Origin of the sequence: Granulosicoccus antarcticus IMCC3135 (assembly GCF_002215215.1) — a bacterium.
Lineage (GTDB): Bacteria > Pseudomonadota > Gammaproteobacteria > Granulosicoccales > Granulosicoccaceae > Granulosicoccus > Granulosicoccus antarcticus.
Genome location: NZ_CP018632.1, coordinates 2144505 through 2161047, shown reverse-complemented (window position 1 = coordinate 2161047; position 16543 = coordinate 2144505). Strand labels below are relative to the sequence as shown.

At 52.8% G+C, this 16543-nt stretch carries 14 protein-coding genes; 6 read left to right on the top strand and 8 right to left on the bottom strand.

Annotated elements, in window-relative coordinates:
• Positions 1-95: 95 nt before the first annotated feature.
• Genes IMCC3135_RS09410 through IMCC3135_RS09390 form a run of 5 tightly spaced genes read left to right on the top strand, consistent with a single transcriptional unit; the run spans position 96 to position 5388 of the window.
• The gene (locus tag IMCC3135_RS09410; RefSeq protein WP_157735873.1) at positions 96-1115 is read left to right on the top strand and encodes a tripartite tricarboxylate transporter substrate binding protein; all 1020 of its coding nucleotides are present in this window, start codon (positions 96-98) and stop codon (positions 1113-1115) included.
• Positions 1116-1640 carry a tripartite tricarboxylate transporter TctB family protein gene (locus tag IMCC3135_RS09405; protein WP_088917374.1) on the top strand — a complete coding sequence of 175 codons (525 nt, stop codon included), beginning with the start codon at positions 1116-1118 and terminating at the stop codon, positions 1638-1640.
• 29 nt (positions 1641-1669) lie between these two features.
• Positions 1670-3166, top strand: coding sequence for a tripartite tricarboxylate transporter permease (locus IMCC3135_RS09400; protein ID WP_088917373.1), 1497 nt, complete (start codon positions 1670-1672; stop codon positions 3164-3166).
• The gene (locus IMCC3135_RS09395) at positions 3163-3885 is read left to right on the top strand and encodes a FadR/GntR family transcriptional regulator (protein ID WP_169727432.1); all 723 of its coding nucleotides are present in this window, start codon (positions 3163-3165) and stop codon (positions 3883-3885) included. The genes IMCC3135_RS09400 and IMCC3135_RS09395 overlap by 4 nt, the downstream gene beginning before the upstream one ends.
• A gap of 27 nt (positions 3886-3912) precedes the next feature.
• Entirely contained in the window at positions 3913-5388 is a 1476-nt protein-coding gene (locus tag IMCC3135_RS09390) for a sulfatase family protein (protein WP_088917371.1), read from the top strand.
• A gap of 130 nt (positions 5389-5518) precedes the next feature.
• On the opposite strand, the gene IMCC3135_RS09385 is transcribed toward IMCC3135_RS09390, so the two are convergent.
• From IMCC3135_RS09385 to IMCC3135_RS09365, 5 genes are all read right to left on the bottom strand, one after another.
• On the bottom strand, positions 5519-6577 hold the full coding sequence (locus IMCC3135_RS09385; RefSeq protein ID WP_088917370.1) for a formylglycine-generating enzyme family protein: 1059 nt from the start codon (positions 6575-6577) through the stop codon (positions 5519-5521).
• 184 nt (positions 6578-6761) lie between these two features.
• Positions 6762-7781, bottom strand: coding sequence for a zinc-binding alcohol dehydrogenase family protein (locus IMCC3135_RS09380; protein WP_205737976.1), 1020 nt, complete (start codon positions 7779-7781; stop codon positions 6762-6764).
• Entirely contained in the window at positions 7778-8524 is a 747-nt protein-coding gene (locus IMCC3135_RS09375) for an ATP-binding cassette domain-containing protein (protein WP_236994762.1), read from the bottom strand. The genes IMCC3135_RS09380 and IMCC3135_RS09375 overlap by 4 nt, the downstream gene beginning before the upstream one ends.
• A 107-nt stretch (positions 8525-8631) precedes the next feature.
• Complete coding sequence (locus IMCC3135_RS09370) at positions 8632-9573, bottom strand: ABC transporter substrate-binding protein (RefSeq protein WP_088917368.1); 942 nt, start codon at positions 9571-9573, stop codon at positions 8632-8634.
• A 105-nt stretch (positions 9574-9678) separates the two neighbouring features.
• Positions 9679-10692 (bottom strand): ABC transporter permease, encoded by a 1014-nt coding sequence (locus IMCC3135_RS09365; protein WP_088917367.1) that lies wholly within the window; start codon positions 10690-10692, stop codon positions 9679-9681.
• Positions 10693-10841: 149 nt separating this feature from the next.
• On the opposite strand from IMCC3135_RS09365, the gene IMCC3135_RS09360 reads away from it, so the two are divergent.
• Entirely contained in the window at positions 10842-11747 is a 906-nt protein-coding gene (locus tag IMCC3135_RS09360) for a GntR family transcriptional regulator (RefSeq protein ID WP_088917366.1), read from the top strand.
• Between the two features lie 22 nt (positions 11748-11769).
• On the opposite strand, the gene IMCC3135_RS09355 is transcribed toward IMCC3135_RS09360, so the two are convergent.
• The 3 genes from IMCC3135_RS09355 to IMCC3135_RS09345 all read right to left on the bottom strand — a co-directional run bounded on the left by IMCC3135_RS09355 (position 11770) and on the right by IMCC3135_RS09345 (position 16379).
• Positions 11770-12747 carry an aldo/keto reductase gene (locus IMCC3135_RS09355; protein WP_088917365.1) on the bottom strand — a complete coding sequence of 326 codons (978 nt, stop codon included), beginning with the start codon at positions 12745-12747 and terminating at the stop codon, positions 11770-11772.
• On the bottom strand, positions 12747-13859 hold the full coding sequence (locus tag IMCC3135_RS09350; RefSeq protein ID WP_088921768.1) for a mannitol dehydrogenase family protein: 1113 nt from the start codon (positions 13857-13859) through the stop codon (positions 12747-12749). Before IMCC3135_RS09350 ends, IMCC3135_RS09355 begins: the two co-directional genes overlap by 1 nt.
• Positions 13860-14045: 186 nt before the next feature.
• Entirely contained in the window at positions 14046-16379 is a 2334-nt protein-coding gene (locus IMCC3135_RS09345; RefSeq protein ID WP_088917364.1) for a methyl-accepting chemotaxis protein, read from the bottom strand.
• Between the last annotated feature and the right edge of the window lie 164 nt (positions 16380-16543).

Genomic DNA, 16543 nt, shown 5'->3' with positions numbered 1-16543 from the left:
GCCTCACTTTATTCAAGAAAAACAAAATTGGTCTAGACAATTGCAATATCAATGGGTATTTTGGTCCTACCACTATGAGGAGAGGTACCCATACCGTGATTCGACAGACAAGAACAACCGACCCGGCAGGACGTCGCAGCGTATTGAGCCGAGCGTGCCGAAGCGCTTGTAAAGTTGCCGCTGGAGCTTTGCTGGCAACCTCTATCTCCGGCACTGCAACACTTGCGCTGGCGGATGAAGGCAACTACCCAACCAAACCAATACGCGTCATCGTACCGTTCAAGCCCGGTGGCCGTACCGATACCGTGGCCCGTCTGCTGGGAGAGAAAATCCAGGAAAAGGGCTGGCTGTCACAGCCGATGGTTGTTCTCAACGCCGACGGCGGGGCCGGAGCTAATGCTGTAAACCAGATGCGACGTGGTGATGCGGATGGCCACACCGCTGTCCATTGGCATCATCAGTTATTGATTTCCATTGCCATGCAATTGGGTGATTTCACACTCGATGACTTCAAATCCGTCGGTTATACCGGTGGTGGCAGCCCCGTCTGGGTGGTGCGTGAGGATTCTCCTTACAACACATTGCCAGAGTTGATCGACGCTTTAAAAGCGGAGCCACGCAGCCTGGTGGAAGCGGTTGGTATCGGCACCATTCCTCATTTTGTCGGTGCCATGCTGGCTAATGAAGCCGGCTTTGAAACGCGCTATGTTACCGCCCCAAGTAGTGCCGACCGCCTGCGCCTGGTACTCGGTGGCAATGCCGACATAGCCCTGTTTGCAGCCTCCGAATTCATCGGCCAAGGCAAAGGCTTGAAGGCATTGGTCTACTTTGGCCGGGAACGGCTACCAGAACTGCCCGACGTACCGACGGCAAGCGAACTGGGACTGGATGTGAGCTGGGCAAACCCCAACTGGTGGCTGGTACCGGCTGATACCCCGGATGATGTTGTTGCCAAGCTGGCAGGAGCATTGGAAAAAGCCATTGCTGATCCTGAAATTATCGAGTACTTCCAGAAAAACACGCTGGAAGCCTACTGGGTGGACGGTGAATCAGCCATGGCCGATGCGCAGAAGACACTGAATGCGCTGAAGCCTGTTGCGGATAGCATTAAGTAAATGCGTCTGCATCCTGCATGGGTGGACCTGGCCCTGGTGCTTGCCGTTCTGACGGGCGCCGGGCTACTGTTTGTCGGGGCCTCGACACTACCCCCACCCCGTTTCGAACCCATGGGCTCAGCAGCTCTGCCAAGAATCCTCGGCGGTTTGCTTATTTTCTTTGCATTGATCATCGCCGTCAAAGCAATACGACAACTCCGATACACATCGCAAAACAACGATTGTGATTCATCTGCAACGGATACTCCGCCTGGCAAACCGTCCGGTGTCGATGCTGAAGAATCCCCATTCAGTGGTCAATTGCGCGGCCTCTGCATTTTCGCAACGCTGATCACCTATGTGTTTGCACTGGATATTCTGCAGTGGCCCTTCATTCCCGTCACAGCCGCTTTCGTGACGATTGTCGGAACAGTCTTGTCACACCAGCGACGGCAGGCATCATGGAAATTTGCCTTGTTTGGCCTGCTACTGGGTGCGGCCCTCTATATGGTCATGACACGCTTTCTGTATGTGGATCTCGGCTGACACCATGAATTTCCTACGGACCTCAGAACATGCTTGACGCCTTCATCACTCTGTTCCAGATTGACAATCTGCTGTTCCTGTTTCTGGGAACGGCACTGGGAATCGTAGTCGGTGCCATACCTGGTCTAACAGCCTCGATGCTGATTGCTCTGACACTACCGCTGACCTTCCATATGGATTCGGTCAACGCCATTACGCTGTTGATCGGTCAATATGTCGGCGGCATATCCGGCGGCCTGATCACGGCCATTCTGCTACGCATGCCTGGCACACCCGCCTCCATCGTCACCACGTTTGACGGCTACCCGATGGCCCAGAACGGCCAGCCCGAGCGCGCATTGGCACTGGGTATCATGGCATCGGTGGTGGGCGGCATCATTTCCTGGATCTTCCTGGCAGGCATGTCACCCACTCTGGCAAAGTTCGCCTTGCAGTTCGGCCCCTGGGAATACTTCGCACTGGTCATGATGGCACTGGTGATGCTGGCATCGCTGACGCAAGGCTCTCTGGTAAAGGGTCTGATGGCGGCAGCTCTCGGAATGGCCTTTGCGATGCCGGGTATCGACAACTCGATCGGACGCGCTCGCCTGACATTCGACCTGGATGCACTGCTCTCTGGTTTCGGTCTGCTACCCGTACTGATCGGCGCATTTGCGATCAGTCAGATACTGCGCGAATCCGCAGCTCCCATCCAGGCACCGAAACCGATCAATCTTCCCAAAAAGAAGTTGCCCTTACAGATGAAGGATCTGAAAAACTTCGGTCCGAACATGCTGCGCTCCTCCGTCATCGGCACTTGGATTGGCCTGTTACCAGGCATTGGTGCCAATATCGCCGCTCTCGTCTCGTACACCACGACTCGCCAGCTGTCACGCACACCAGAGAAGTTCGGCACCGGTCACGAACCCGGTGTGGTTGCCGGAGAAACAGCCAACAACGCCTCCATTGGCGGTGCTCTCATTCCGTTGATAACCATGGGTATTCCCGGCAGTGTCACGGAGGCGATCCTGATCGGTGCTCTGACGATTCACAGTCTGCAACCCGGGCCCCTGCTTTTTCAGAACGCCCCGGAAGTAGCCTACGGCATTATTGCCGCTTATCTGCTTGCCAATATCATCATGCTGTTCCTGATGTGGAATGCAGTGCGCTACATCGCCGCCATCTCCCAAGTGCCGCGCGCCTGGTTGCTCAGCACCATTCTTGTGTTCTGCGTCGTCGGCTCCTACGCCGTCAACAACAACTTCACCGATGTCTGGGTCATGATCGCCTTTGGCATCATCGGCCTCGGCCTGGAGTTGGCCAAGGTACCGCTCGGGCCATTTGTCATCGGTTTCGTACTGAGCCCCATTGCCGAAGAGCAATTGCGCGGCTCCCTGATGATGTCCGATGGCAATGTCGCAGAAATTCTGGGCCGCCCCTATGCCATGTCATTTCTGATGGTTGCTCTTCTCACTCTATTATGGCCGCTGATCATGGGGCATATTGCCCGTCGTCGGCACACAAAAAGACCGGAACTCAGTTCATGAAACCAGCCTCCAGCATTGTATTGAGCAAAGCAGAACCTGACGAACGACGTTATGTCCAGATTGCACGAGATCTGGCAAAACGTATTGCCGAGGGAGAGTACGGCGCCGGTCAGCGCCTGCCCCCTGAACGGGAGCTGGCCTCGACTCTCAGTGTCAGTCGAACCACGGTTCGAGAAGCCGTGCTGGCGCTGGAACTCATGGGGCTGGTAGAAATTCGAGTCGGCTCTGGTGTTTTCGTCCTGGGCGACAATGTACGTCAGCACGCCACCAACACCACACCCGCCGCTGATGAAACCAGCCCTTCGGAGATTCTCGAATCACGCCGACTGATCGAAGCACAGACAGCTTTTCTGGCCGCGACTCGTGCCAGTGATGCCCAGATATTGCAGATCGGTCGCTGTATCGAGACGATGGAATCAACACTCGATGACGTCCCGCACTTCGACCGTGCTGACGCCGAGTTTCATCACCTGATAGCCAAGGCATCTGGCAATCGCCTACTGGAGCAGTTCGTCGGCCACCTCTGGCAGCAACGCAATACCACGATGTGGATTCGCTGGTATGACCAGACCCGCAGCACCGCCAATCGCCGACGCTCCATCAGCGATCATCGTGTCATTCATCGTGCTCTGGAAAGACGACTGCCCGAAGCCGCATCCACCGCCATGCAAGGCCACATCGATGTGATGGAAGAGCGCTTCTTCGACTTGCAACTCTGATTATCTCCCCCAACCCCAAGCAACAACATGACTGACAAAACAGAAAAACCCGATATCGTGGTCATCATGACCGACCAGCAGCGCTACGACACCATCAACGCGTTGGGTGCCCATCATGTGGATACCCCGAACCTTGATCGTCTGGTCAATCGTGGTGTGAACTTCTCCCAATGCCATGTCACCGCACCCAGTTGTGTACCCTGTCGAGCCAGCTTGTTCACCGGCTACTATCCGCACAGCAATGGCGTGCACGCCAATGGCCAGGCCTGGAACAAAACCTGGGTGTCACTCTTGCAGGAATCCGGTTACCAGACCGTCAATATCGGCAAGATGCACACCATCCCCTACGACGCTCCGGCAGGCTTTGACGAGCGCTACATCGTTGAGAACAAGGATCGCTTCCTTGAAGGACGCTACTTCTTCGATGAATGGGACAAGGCACTGGCATCGCACGGCCTGAAAAAGCAACAGCGCGAGGAATACCGCAAGCGTGATGACTACCGCGAATGTCTCGGTGCCTTTCCGTGGGAGTTGCCAGAAGAGCTGCACTCCGATGTCTTTGTCGGTCGTATGGCACGCTGGTGGCTTTCGAGCAAACCGGTCGAAAAGCCCTTGTTCATGGTGGTGGGTTTTCCAGGGCCTCACCCACCTTACGATCCGACGCCTGAATACATCGAACGCTATATGGACCGAGACATACCTCTGCCGGAAGTGAGCGAGGAAGATCTTGCCAATCTGCCACCGGTATTTACCGAGAAGCGACTGCATGATGTCGAAGTCGATCACGATTCAGTGGCCTGGAGCCTCAACCCCACGCGCGAGCAGTTGCACCGTATGCGTGCTTACTACTGCGCCAATGTCGAGATGATTGATCGGGAAGTCGGCCAGATTCTCGATACTCTGGAAGAACGTGGTCGCCTGGACAACACTATCATCGTGTTCGCATCGGATCACGGCGACTGCCTGGGTGATCATGGCCTGAGCCAGAAATGGGCACCGTATGACGAGGTGACCCGAGTGCCGTTGATCATATCAGCGCCGGGACGATTTACCGAAGGACGTGATGTCGACCAACTGGTACAGCTATTTGATCTGGGGCCGACCATTCTCGAGTGGGCAGGCCTGACGCCCGACCCCAGCTTCGAGGCAGAGTCACTCAATCCTGCACTGGAGGAAAAAGCGTTTGATGGGCGTACGCATGTGTTCTGCGAACAGGGTGGAGATGTCAACCTGACCGGTGCCGAGTATCTGACCATGGTGCGCTCAACCACGCACAAACTGGTGCACTTCAAAGGGCTTAGTTGTGGACAGTTGTTCGACCTGGTCAATGACCCGGGTGAGAAGCGCAACTTGTGGGACAAGCCCGACGCTGCACCAAAGAAGCAAGAGCTTCTCGATGTGATACGTGAATGGCTGATCGATACATCCGTAAAAACACGCGCCGCCAGGCGTCGAGCTGTCGATACCGGCCCCATGGAACATCGGGGCATGCAAGTCACTTGAGCTAGGCCGCTACACGCTGGCCCGGACGACTCATGAACAATCCGGGCCGGCTTGATTGCTTGTATGACAGGCCCTTGTCAGGCAGCCACTAGATCTGAAATGGTCATCATCACCTTCCAGTACAGCAATATCAGGCCTCGTCCCAAACAACCCTGAAGCTCTGATGCGTGGTGGAACTGTCAGGCGTTGAACCGGTCCTTGCGGCAATTCGGTAGCGGTAGCAATAGCTCTTGTGGCAAAGAAATGATCCGCCTTTGGATAACTTGTAACCTTTCATGCTGCGTATACGTGAACGTGCCTTCGGGTTCTTCGAGTTATTGCTGTAATCCTCGGCCGTCCATTCCCAGACATTGCCGCACATATTAAATAGCTCGTACCCATTGGCTTCGAATGAGCGAGCAGGAGCCGTTGCTCGAAAGCCATCAGCACCGGTATTGGTATGTGGAAAAACACCCTGCCAGATGTTGCAGGGCAGCGTTTCCGTGTCATCGGGTTCGTCATTTCCCCAGGAGAATTTGACATCACCAAGTCCGCCACGTGCTGCGTGCTCCCATTCCACCTCGCTCGCCAGGCGCCCGCCTGCCCACCTGGCATACGCCGTTGCATCGTTCCAGGAGACATGCACGACTGGATGGTCGGGATGACAGGCAAGACTGTGCGTGCCGGGCCCATTCACTTCTCGCCAGTTGGCTCCATGAACGCGACGCCACCATTCGATACCGACCACCCCTTCGGTAGTTGCAATATTGCTGGGCACTTGATCCCAGAAAACAAACGACCAGCCAAAACGTTCGGCCTCGGTAACAAAGCCGGTTTCTTCGACAAATTGCTGAAACTCGGCATTGCTTATCGCGGTCTGGCTTATACGAAATGGCTTCACACGAACACGACGCAAGGGAGTCTCGCCATCATCACGAATTCCCGGCTCTTTGGTACCGACATAGGCACTGCCACCGGGAATGAGCCTGCTTTCGGGTCTGAGCGATTCCTTGCAACGCAGATTAGCGATCTTTTCTGACAGACTACCGTCAGTCAGTGGCTCATCTCTCACCGGAGCGCAGCAGGTGTACCCCGAACCGCTGTCGATCCGGCTCTCAGTGAGCTTTGACGAACTCTGTTGCTCACTGTTTCTACAGGCCGCTGCACATTGCTGCAGCGGCTCATTACTGGATGTAGGGTTGTGCTCCATATCTCCGGTATCTCTGGTTGTGCCTCAACGCTTGAAGCAAAAATGTCAGCCAGGCGTACGCCATTGCAACACTGATCACTTCCCATCATTTTAACAGCAACGCCCCGGAGCAGGCTCAGTGCCGTGCCACTTTAGCCCGGTAATGTTCCATCGATAATATTGCAAGCCTGATTGTCGATGCAAATTATTCCTGCAACCGAACAATGACTTTAATCAGATTGGCGCGCTCAGCAGCCAGGTCGTTGAACGTCGCTGCCAGCTCATCCATGGACAGAATACTTGAGCATAAGGCGTCTGCATCAATCAGCTTGTCCTGAAAAGCAGACATAACCCAATCAAAGTCAGCCTTGAGCGCGTTTCGACTTCCAATTAGGCGCATCTCACGCTTGTGAAATTCTGGATCACTGAAGCTGATGTTATCTTTGACGACACTGACCAATACGTAGGACCCTCCATGTGCGACAGCTGGAAACCCAGCTTCAATGGCGCCGCCGTGTCCCGTTGCATCAAACACCGTGTCATAGCCCTCACCATCAGTCGCCTCAATCGCGGCGTCCATGCTGACGCAGCTTTGGGTAAAGCCAAATCGTTTCTCCGCCATGGCAAGGCGCTCGGGGCTAAGGTCCAGTAACGTCACAGTCGCCCCCTTGAGACGTGCAAACAGGGCCGTACCAATACCAATCGGGCCGACACCCGTCACTAACACATTGTCGCCTACACAGACGCCTGAGCGATTCACAGCGTGAGCGCCAATTGCCAGAAACTCGACCATTGCGGCTTGTAGTGAGGTCAGGCCGTCTGCCGGATAAAGATTCTCTGCAGGCACTGCCAACTGGGGTACAAGTCCACCATCGCGGTGTACGCCCAGCACTTCGATTTTATAGCAGCAATTAGGTTTGCCTCGTTGACATGCACGGCAAGTCCCACAGGACAAATAGGGATTGACCACCACCAGTTCACCAGCCGACCAGCCATTGCCGTCGCTGGCGATACGACCGCTCAGCTCATGACCAATCACTCGAGGGTATTCGAGAAACGGGTGTTTGCCATCCAGTATGTGATAGTCCGTACCGCACAGGCCTACCGCACAAATATTGATCATCACCCAACCTTCAGGTGTGCTCGTAGGCACAGGGCGATCCTGTACTGCAAATGTTCCAGGTTCGACAACGACACCCGCCTGCATCATATTATTACTATTCATGAGTTATGACCTCTTGGTGCCCAACCAGCGGGCAATGTACCTTTGATTATCAGGCTGAGGATGTCGTCCTTGTTAACATCCTCGATATTGAAAGCACCTACATTTCTGCCTTTGTTCATCACCATCACACGGTCGCAGAGTTCAAACACATCATTCATGTCATGGCTGATCAGCAAAATCCCCAGTCCTTCCTTTTTCAAGTGTCGTGTCAGATCCGCAACCATGGCGGTTTCCGAAGGCCCAAGGGCCGCCGTCGGCTCGTCCATGATAAGAACCTTGGCCTGAAAATAGATTGCACGTGCAATTGCGATCACCTGCCTTTGCCCTCCTGACAATCGTGCAACTGGGTCTTTCAAATTCTTGAAGTTTGGGTTGAGCTGTTGGAGCGCCTCTTGGGTCTCGTTGAACATCCGTGTGTCATCCAGATTTCCAAATCGGGTCTTGAGTTCGCGTCCTAAAAACAGGTTGGCTGCAGCATCGAGATGATTGGCTAGCGCCAGTGTTTGATAAATGGTTTCAATGCCGTATTTTTTTGCCTCTTGCGGAGTTTTTAAATCGACCTGCTCGCCGTTCACATATATCTGACCGCCGCTTGGCGTCGTAGCCCCTGACAGGATGCTCATCAGGCAGGATTTGCCGGCACCGTTGTGTCCCAGTACACCGACGACTTCGCCAGGATAAAGATCAATGGAAACGCTTTCAACGGCGTGCACGCCACCAAAATGCTTGTAGATCTCTGCCATTTGAACCAGAGGTGTGTCTCTGGAAGTTGTGTCCAACATGATGCGTCCTAATCAGGTTTAAAGTTGGGCTGGCGAAGGATGATTACTCGTCGCCAGTCCACGAACAATCAATAAAGAACGTGTTGTGCGACTGGTGTATCGATGTTCTCCTTTGTCACCATCACGACACCTGTATCGATGAAGTCAGTGACTTCATCGCCAGCAAGAATGTTTGCCACGGCATCCACACCATACTCACCCATCTGGAATGAGCCCTGTACGGCTGTCGACAACAGTGTGCCGCTTTTAACCATGTCTTGAAGGTCTGCGTTTCCATCAAAGCCAATGGCTGTCAACTGGCCGGCTTTACCTGCCTGCTCGATAGCGCGGCCCATACCGATGGCGGTTGGCTCATTGGCGCCAAAGATGCCCACCAAATCGCTATTCGAGGCGAGAATATCCGTGGTCTGGTTCAGCGCCGTTGCCATCTGTGACTGCGAATAAAACGGGCCGACAATTTCGATCGTAGAGTTGTCTCCCAGGTATTTGACAAAGCAACCAACGCGGCCAACCTCAGATCCGACACCAGCCACATAAGACATGACTGCAACTTTACCGGTGCTGCCAGCAGAGTCGATCATCATCTGGGCAGCCTGCTCACCTGCAGCGCAGTTATCTGTGGACAAGAAGGTTTGGTAGTATTCCTGATTGCCTTCTGCCAGGCCGCTGTCGATGATGGCGACCGGGATACCGGATTCAAACGCTCGCTTGACGACGGGCGCCAACGCTTCTGGATCGGAGGGTGCCAGAACAATCCCGGCAACACCACGATTGATCGCATTTTCAACGAGCGATACCTGATCGGCAATGGCAGATTCAGAGGCAGGCCCGTTAAACGTCATGGTGTGATCACCATGATTGGCAATGGCTGCTGTTGCTCCCTTATTGACGTTCTGCCAAAAGCTGGAGTTTGTGGTTTTGACGATGACCGCGATCTCGCCCGCCGATGCGATGGATGTAGCCGCTGCCAGAACGCCTGTTGCCAGAGCTGTAGTTAGTAGTTTATTCATGGTCGTATTCCTCGTTGGTTTTCTGCATGGTTTTCTCATCTTCAGGGGATGAGTCTGGTGTTGGTGTTGGTGTTGGTGTGGGTGTTGGTGTTGGTGTTGGTGTGATTAGCGTTGATTACGAATCTGATCGATGTAGACCGCACCGATGACAACAATGCCGATGATGATCTGCTGGATGAAAGCCGATGTTCCGGCCATATTCAGGCCGTTTCTTAATACGCCGATGATAAAGGCGCCAATCATGCTGCCGGAGATGCTGCCGATACCGCCCATCAAGGATGCTCCACCGATCACGGAAGCTGCAATCGCATCCAGTTCGTACATCACACCCTCATTCGGCTGGACCGTGACAAGGCGTGACATCAGCACCATGCCCGCGAGACCAGCTAAGGCGCCTGATGCGGTATAAGCCCAGATTTTCGTACGAACGACGTCCACGCCGGACAGACGTGCCGCCTCCTCGTTTGATCCGACAGAGAAGATATGCCGACCTATCTGGCGTCGTTTCAGTAAAAAAGCCCCGAGCACAGCGATGACAAGCAGTAGTACAGCCGGGTAAGGGATACCGGGGAAAATGACCTTCGGAAAACCATTGGCCTGCATTTCAACCACACGATAAAACGATCCATTCCCCAGAGTGGCGAAGGTGTCGCCCAGACGACTGATTGGTGTGGCCCCGGTCAATTGCAGGGCGATACCTCGTGCAATCATCATCATTCCCAAAGTTGCCACAAAGGGGGTGATGCGCAGCCTGGTGATCACTAGTCCATTCACAAAGCCACAAAAGGCTCCCGCGAAAACACCTAATATCATGGCGGGTATGACCGGAATACCAGCTTTGATCGTGAGGCCGGCAACGACGCCTGATAGCGCCAGAACAGAGCCAACGCTCAGATCAATGCCGCCGGTGATGATAACCATGGTCATGCCAATGGCCAGCAGTCCAATGACAGAGGTTTGAAGCAACACTGTCAGGCCATTGTTAACCGACAGAAACGCCGGGCTCGTGAAGGAGAATGCAGCAATGAGCAAGATGAGAGTCAGCAATGCCGACACTTTATGTAACGTCGAGCCGCTCGGCAGAAACTGCAGTTTTGATTTGCCTGAATGGGCTTGCATTCTCTGATTTCCTCTTCCGGAAGTACGTGATGTATTTAATAATAAAGAACCATAATGTGTTTCCAAAGTAGCGTCAAATGTTTTTAATTATATTTGTACATTGAAAAAACAGCTAGAGTGACACCCACCTGTGAAGAGACAAAATCTAAATGGCCCGAACGAATGCACGCTTTGTTGAAGCGCACAATCGACTTGTTGCACTCTGCGATAAAATGGATATTGGCAGCGCATTGCCTTCCGAGAATGCCTTGGCAGCACAACTCGAGGTCAGTCGTACGGTTGTCCGAGGGGTACTGGCACGGCTTGATGAACAATCGATCATCACGTTGGTTGGCCGGGATAAAATCATCAAAAGCCGATCTCATGCCTCGGATATTCTGGAAGGCCCCCCGGTGCTGTTGACGATTGAAGAGCTTGAGGGACGATTTCTCGATTGGATCCTGCGTATGGATGTGCTACCTGGGACGGCGCTGAATGTGGCTCATCTCTCTCAGGAATTTTCCGTAGCGACCCACACCTTGCAGGAATTTTTCTCTTCCCTCAGTCGTTTTGGCATCGTTGTCAGGCGTCCGCGAGGCGGTTGGGTTCTGAACGGGTTTACCGTCGACTACGCGGTGGAATTGTCGGACTTTCGCACGGTGCTGGAAATGAATTCGGTGCGCCAGCTGGTCGCTCTACCAGCAACCCATGAAATATGGTCGCAACTTGACACCCTGGAACAGGAGCACCTGGCTCTGCTGGATAGAATTGAAACGGATTATCACGACTTCTCGCGATTGGATGAAAACTTTCACACGGTGATCAACAACGTAGTCAGCAACCGTTTCATTCAAGAGTTTCAAAAAATCATATCGCTTGTTTTCCACTATCATTATCAGTGGAACAAGTCGGACGAACGGGTACGCAATGAGGCTGCCATTCAGGAGCATCTTGACTACATCGGGGCCCTGCGTAGCCGTGATATCAACCTTGCAGAGGCTGCGGCCAGCTGCCATCTTTCAACGTCAAAGCAGACCTTGCTGACATCCCTCAAAGCCAACAACCACGCTACTTAAGCTGGCCTCGTATTCACGCGATTCATGCTGTAACAAAGGCTTTTGCCGACTCACTCAGGGTGATATCTGCTGCATCAAGATTGCGTTGCAACGAGCGAACCTTGCCAGTGCCCAACAGCACCGAACAGGCGGATGGATGATGCATTGCGAATTGCAAGGCAGCTTGTGCCAAGGTTAAGTTGACGGCTTCAGCTTTCGATTCCAGGTTCGCGACACGATCCAGGACCTCTTGCGAGGCTGGCGCATAATCAAACCACGCACCGGGTACCGGCCCTGTTGCCAATATTCCCGAATTGAAAATACCTCCTAATACAAGACTGGTTCCGTGCAAGGCACATAGTTCAACCAATCCTGCTTCTGCCTCACGATCCAGCAGGGTAAGGCGTCCGGCAAGCAAGATAACATCAAGCGGTGTCTGCTTCATCACATCAATGCACACCTGGCTTTCGTTAACGCCAAGACCAATCGCCCGGATGCGCCCGGCTTGTTTGAGATCGTGGAGAGCCTCCATACCAGACCCCAGAAGATCTTCCATATGACGTGCTCCTTCGAGTACACCATGGGTTTGATCGCCAATATCATGGACAAAGAGGATATCGATCTGCGATGTGCCGAGACGTTCACAGCTACTTTCAAAGCTCTCATGGATGCCATCAGCCGAATAATCGTAGTGCACCGCATTGGGCAATGGCTGCACGAATCCATCGGCCTCGTCCATCGCACTACCCGGGGACAGGACTCTCCCCACTTTGCTGGACAGTACATAGGAATCACGCGCCCTGCCCTTGAAATATGCACCCATTCTCTGCTCTGACAGACCGCGCCCGTAATGCGGGGCTGTATCGAAGTAGCGTATCCCTGCGTTCCAGGCGTGTTGTAGCAAAGCTGCCGCGTCAGCATCGCTGACAATGCCGCCCAGGTTGCCCAGACTGGAACCTCCCAGTGACAAGGAGGTAACAGATAGATTGGTCTGTCCGACTCGATTTTTCTTTAAGGGCATCAGATTTGTCCGTTATTGCGCGCAATGATCTCGGACAGGATCGGTTTGGCATTGCGATCCCCTTGAGCCTTGGCCCAGCCCATCAATGGCGCAATTCTGCGGCTGACTTTCTGAGCATGGTTTTGCGCAATATCCATGATCCGGTGATCCAGGAACGGATTGGCAAATCGCTCAAGAGTGGTGTTGAGGTAAGCATCAAATTGCTCGGCAAGACCTGCCGCCTCAAAGGCAGGCCGCACCTCGACTTGCAGAATCGTGGTTAGGGCCTCTGATTCGACTGCATCGCTCAGCAAATGCCTGACAAGCACATCATCCCCCCCCTTTGCCATACGCCAACGGTCCGCAAGAAACGTATGACCCAGGTTGAGAACAAAAAGCTTCAAGGTCTCAATTTCAACCAACGACGGCACAACCTGAACCGAAGGGTGCAGACAGGGTAGCAGCAGTCCCGGCTGGTCCTCTATGGCCCAAAGCGCATACGGTTCCGCCACAGCACCAGCCGGTTCCAACGGCTGCGATACGATTCGGTCCACCAGAGAATTCACCCAAAGCACGTCGCTTTCAAGATAATTCCGAAATTCAAGCGAGTCATTCTGCGCAAGCTCCATGACGCGTTGTTTCAACACCGCACCGTTTTCGGCAATCAATTCCATCGGCATGATCTGAATGGGGGCAGCTGTGCTGGAAAAACGAAGCCGCAACAGGTGAGTCAGCTTAGCCGGATAAGACATGCGCTGATCATAGTGAGTTGTTTCATCACATACATTGGGTGTGAAGCCCGCATCGCCGGTATTGGATAGAACAATTTGCACCTCTTCCACGAAAATACGGGAAATCTCGGTCCAATCACTTGCCGTCGACAGTGTGCGTGCGACGCTCTTCACCAACAGTGTTTCCTGCAGCCGTTGCCCATCAACCAGCCCTTCGATGCGTACCGGGTAGGATCCGACCAGGCCCGCAAGGCGCTTTGCGCGACTCGGATCGCCCGAGCTTTGCACGATGGTTATGGGCCCTACTTCTTGTCCGCCCTCCATGGCCTGTGACAGAAACAGGTCAGCGTGTGCTTGCAGAAACCGGCTGGTGCCGAACTGAAGAATAGGTGTGTGTTGCACGTGATGCCTTTCCCTTGGTGCCAATGGACGGTTCGACATCTTACACCTAATGTTTTTAATTATTCAAAACAATTCAAATCTCTCTGGCAACAAACAAGGATTTAAGGTCTGAAGGTACCTACGATCAAACCTCTGGCAGCGGTACACAGGTTCCGGGTGCAGGCTCTCTGCATCCTCCCCACTTCACTACGGCAGCTTATGATGTACTTGCGAAAAGGCAGTGACAGGGTTTGAAGATAAGGAATCATTGAGCTCAAAATTATCCACACGTCGACGAAGCTCAACAGCCATATTGGCAATTTCGTGAGAGGCAGCTTGCAAGCGAACCACCCCGTTTTGCGTCTGATCTATGCCCGTAGCAACATTGCCGATATTCTGGGAAATACTCTCGCTATTGAGTGCAGTACTTTGCACGCTTTTTGATATTTCAATCGCTGTGGCGGTCTGCTCTTCCATGGCGATGGTGATGGTGTTCTGAATATCGTTGATCCGGTTGATGGTATCGCCAATGGTCGTAATGGCTTTGACCGCGTTACCACTGTTGGTCTGAATTGTTTCTATGCTATTGCCAATCTCTTCGGTTGCGCGGGCAGTTTCCTTAGCCAGCTCTTTTACCTCATTGGCAACCACGGCAAATCCCTTGCCTGCATCGCCAGCCCTGGCAGCCTCAATGGTGGCATTCAAGGCCAGTAAATTGGTTTGTTCGGCAATGGAGGTGATGACTTTGAGTACGTGGCCGATGCTGATCGATGATTCCGACAACTGTCGTACTGTCGAATCCGTATCCTTGGCGATACTGACGGCTTGCCTGGCAACCAGGGTGGCTTCGCCGGCATTAAGTGCAATCTGTTTGATGGATGCCGACATTTCTTCCAAGGCAGCTGCCACCGAATCTATTTCGTTTCTCATCGTGATTGAGGTTGATTTGACAGTGCCCATCTCACTCGATGCATTGACGGCCATACTGCCGATCTCACCACTGGTGCTGGCTAGAGTTTCAGAGGAGGCTGTAAGAGCAAATGCACTCTCGCGGATATGGGTCAGGTTGGATCTGAGTACATCCAGTAATGTCTCAATCCCGCGCCCCATTCGGCCAACAATATCATCACCGGTGATGGTGACTTTTCGAGTCAGATCGCCTTGAATGGCACTGTTTACAATTTCCAGTAGAACGTCAACCTGGGAATTCAGCGCCTTGGCCTCACTGAGCTCATTCTTGATCCTTTGAGCATGTTGAGCCTCCACGTTTAGTGTGACGTCCTTCCACTCAATGATGGTGCCAAGAAACTCTCCGGATTCGTCATTGATCGGATTAGCTACCATGGAGAATGAGCGCTCCTTATGAGTGACCGTCTCTTCATAGTGGCTTCTGAGGCCACGAAGTTTTGAGCGTTTTTCAGGCTCCGGATGCAGGTTGAACCAAGGAGCTCCTAAAGGCTCGAATCGCTTGCTCGAGGGCGTATTGTTCACGTCTTTGTTGATACGGTACAAAGATGCATTGGCGGCTGGATTACAGTAGATTATTTTGTCGGTGTCGTCGGCGACTGCTATATTGGCCGAACTATTATCCAGTGCTTGCTGTAGCCGAAGAGCGGTCGTTGTGTCATCTTTGATAGTCTTGACGATATTGTCAAATCGATCGGAGGCTTGATTGAAATAACGGGCTATATCGCCAATTTCATTGGTTTCACTATCATCGAGACGAGTGTTGTTTGACAGTGCACCCTGTGCGATCTGTTTCAATGCACTGCCCAGTGTAATCATGGGTTGCATGAATTTCACCCTGAAAGACCAATAGCTGAGCGCCGCTGACGTGACTGCCACTGCGATCAGAGCCAGCAGAATACCGAAGTATATCTGCATGCCTGTTATATTATCTGTCACCACCTTTTCAGTGCGTTTGTCCAGCAATATAAAGAAATCGTTGACCGGCCTCATGATCTGAGCCTTCAGCTGATGGTATTGATCTGAGTACATCAGCTGGGTAGCCAGCTTCAGGTCAGGCAGCCCCTTGCGGGTGAAGCCACCTTGATTATCTTCGAATAGTCCTTTAACCGCATTCATGGCAGTTGTTTCCAACTTGACTAATCCGTCAGAATTTTTTTGTGCTTGAGTCAATTTCCCCAATTCTTCTTCGGAAAAGCCCAGGGCACGCATTTTATTTATTAAGGATATGGTTTTCCCGTAGACTCCGGGGTCTTCGCCAGCGGCAATAAAGTCCCAGTAAATTCTTTCGTAATTGAGTGGACGAGGTTTCTCGCCGTTGCGAATGGCGAGAACGTCCCAGTATTGCTGCTCGTAGCGACTGTCTCCGGTGGAGGAGAACGTACGTGCCAGGCGAGTCAGATCGTCTGAGCTTTGGCGTAATTCGTCTGCAGTAAGCATTGATTGGTAGCGAATCGTCTGGCTGTCGATCAGCTTTTTTTGATAACCCAGCATTGAAATGACCGTACCCAGAATAGAAATCATCAGTACGCTATTGATAACAAAATAGGTCGTAGAGATCGTGTTGAGTTTCATTAGCAATCGGTTACATCAATGGACGTTTCATGTTGATCAAGCAAGGCTAGAACGATCTAAAAGATCAACGCATTCGTGCATGCTCTAGCGGTCCAAAAGAGTGCATGTTGAAGGGTTACAGTTTTACTTTTATTAGGCAGCTCTCAAATTCATGTAGATTTTCT

Bases quoted from the DNA above. Each gene is read 5' to 3' on its own strand.
- IMCC3135_RS09405 (WP_088917374.1), top strand. From the start codon at position 1,116: ATGCGTCTGCATCCTGCATGGGTGGACCTGGCCCTGGTGCTTGCCGTT.
- IMCC3135_RS09400 (WP_088917373.1), top strand. From the start codon at position 1,670: ATGCTTGACGCCTTCATCACTCTGTTCCAGATTGACAATCTGCTGTTC.
- IMCC3135_RS09395 (WP_169727432.1), top strand. From the start codon at position 3,163: ATGAAACCAGCCTCCAGCATTGTATTGAGCAAAGCAGAACCTGACGAA.
- IMCC3135_RS09390 (WP_088917371.1), top strand. From the start codon at position 3,913: ATGACTGACAAAACAGAAAAACCCGATATCGTGGTCATCATGACCGAC.
- IMCC3135_RS09385 (WP_088917370.1), bottom strand. From the start codon at position 6,577: ATGGAGCACAACCCTACATCCAGTAATGAGCCGCTGCAGCAATGTGCA.
- IMCC3135_RS09380 (WP_205737976.1), bottom strand. From the start codon at position 7,781: ATGAATAGTAATAATATGATGCAGGCGGGTGTCGTTGTCGAACCTGGA.
- IMCC3135_RS09375 (WP_236994762.1), bottom strand. From the start codon at position 8,524: ATGGCAGAGATCTACAAGCATTTTGGTGGCGTGCACGCCGTTGAAAGC.
- IMCC3135_RS09370 (WP_088917368.1), bottom strand. From the start codon at position 9,573: ATGAATAAACTACTAACTACAGCTCTGGCAACAGGCGTTCTGGCAGCG.
- IMCC3135_RS09365 (WP_088917367.1), bottom strand. From the start codon at position 10,692: ATGCAAGCCCATTCAGGCAAATCAAAACTGCAGTTTCTGCCGAGCGGC.
- IMCC3135_RS09360 (WP_088917366.1), top strand. From the start codon at position 10,842: ATGGCCCGAACGAATGCACGCTTTGTTGAAGCGCACAATCGACTTGTT.
- IMCC3135_RS09355 (WP_088917365.1), bottom strand. From the start codon at position 12,747: ATGCCCTTAAAGAAAAATCGAGTCGGACAGACCAATCTATCTGTTACC.
- IMCC3135_RS09345 (WP_088917364.1), bottom strand. From the start codon at position 16,379: ATGAAACTCAACACGATCTCTACGACCTATTTTGTTATCAATAGCGTA.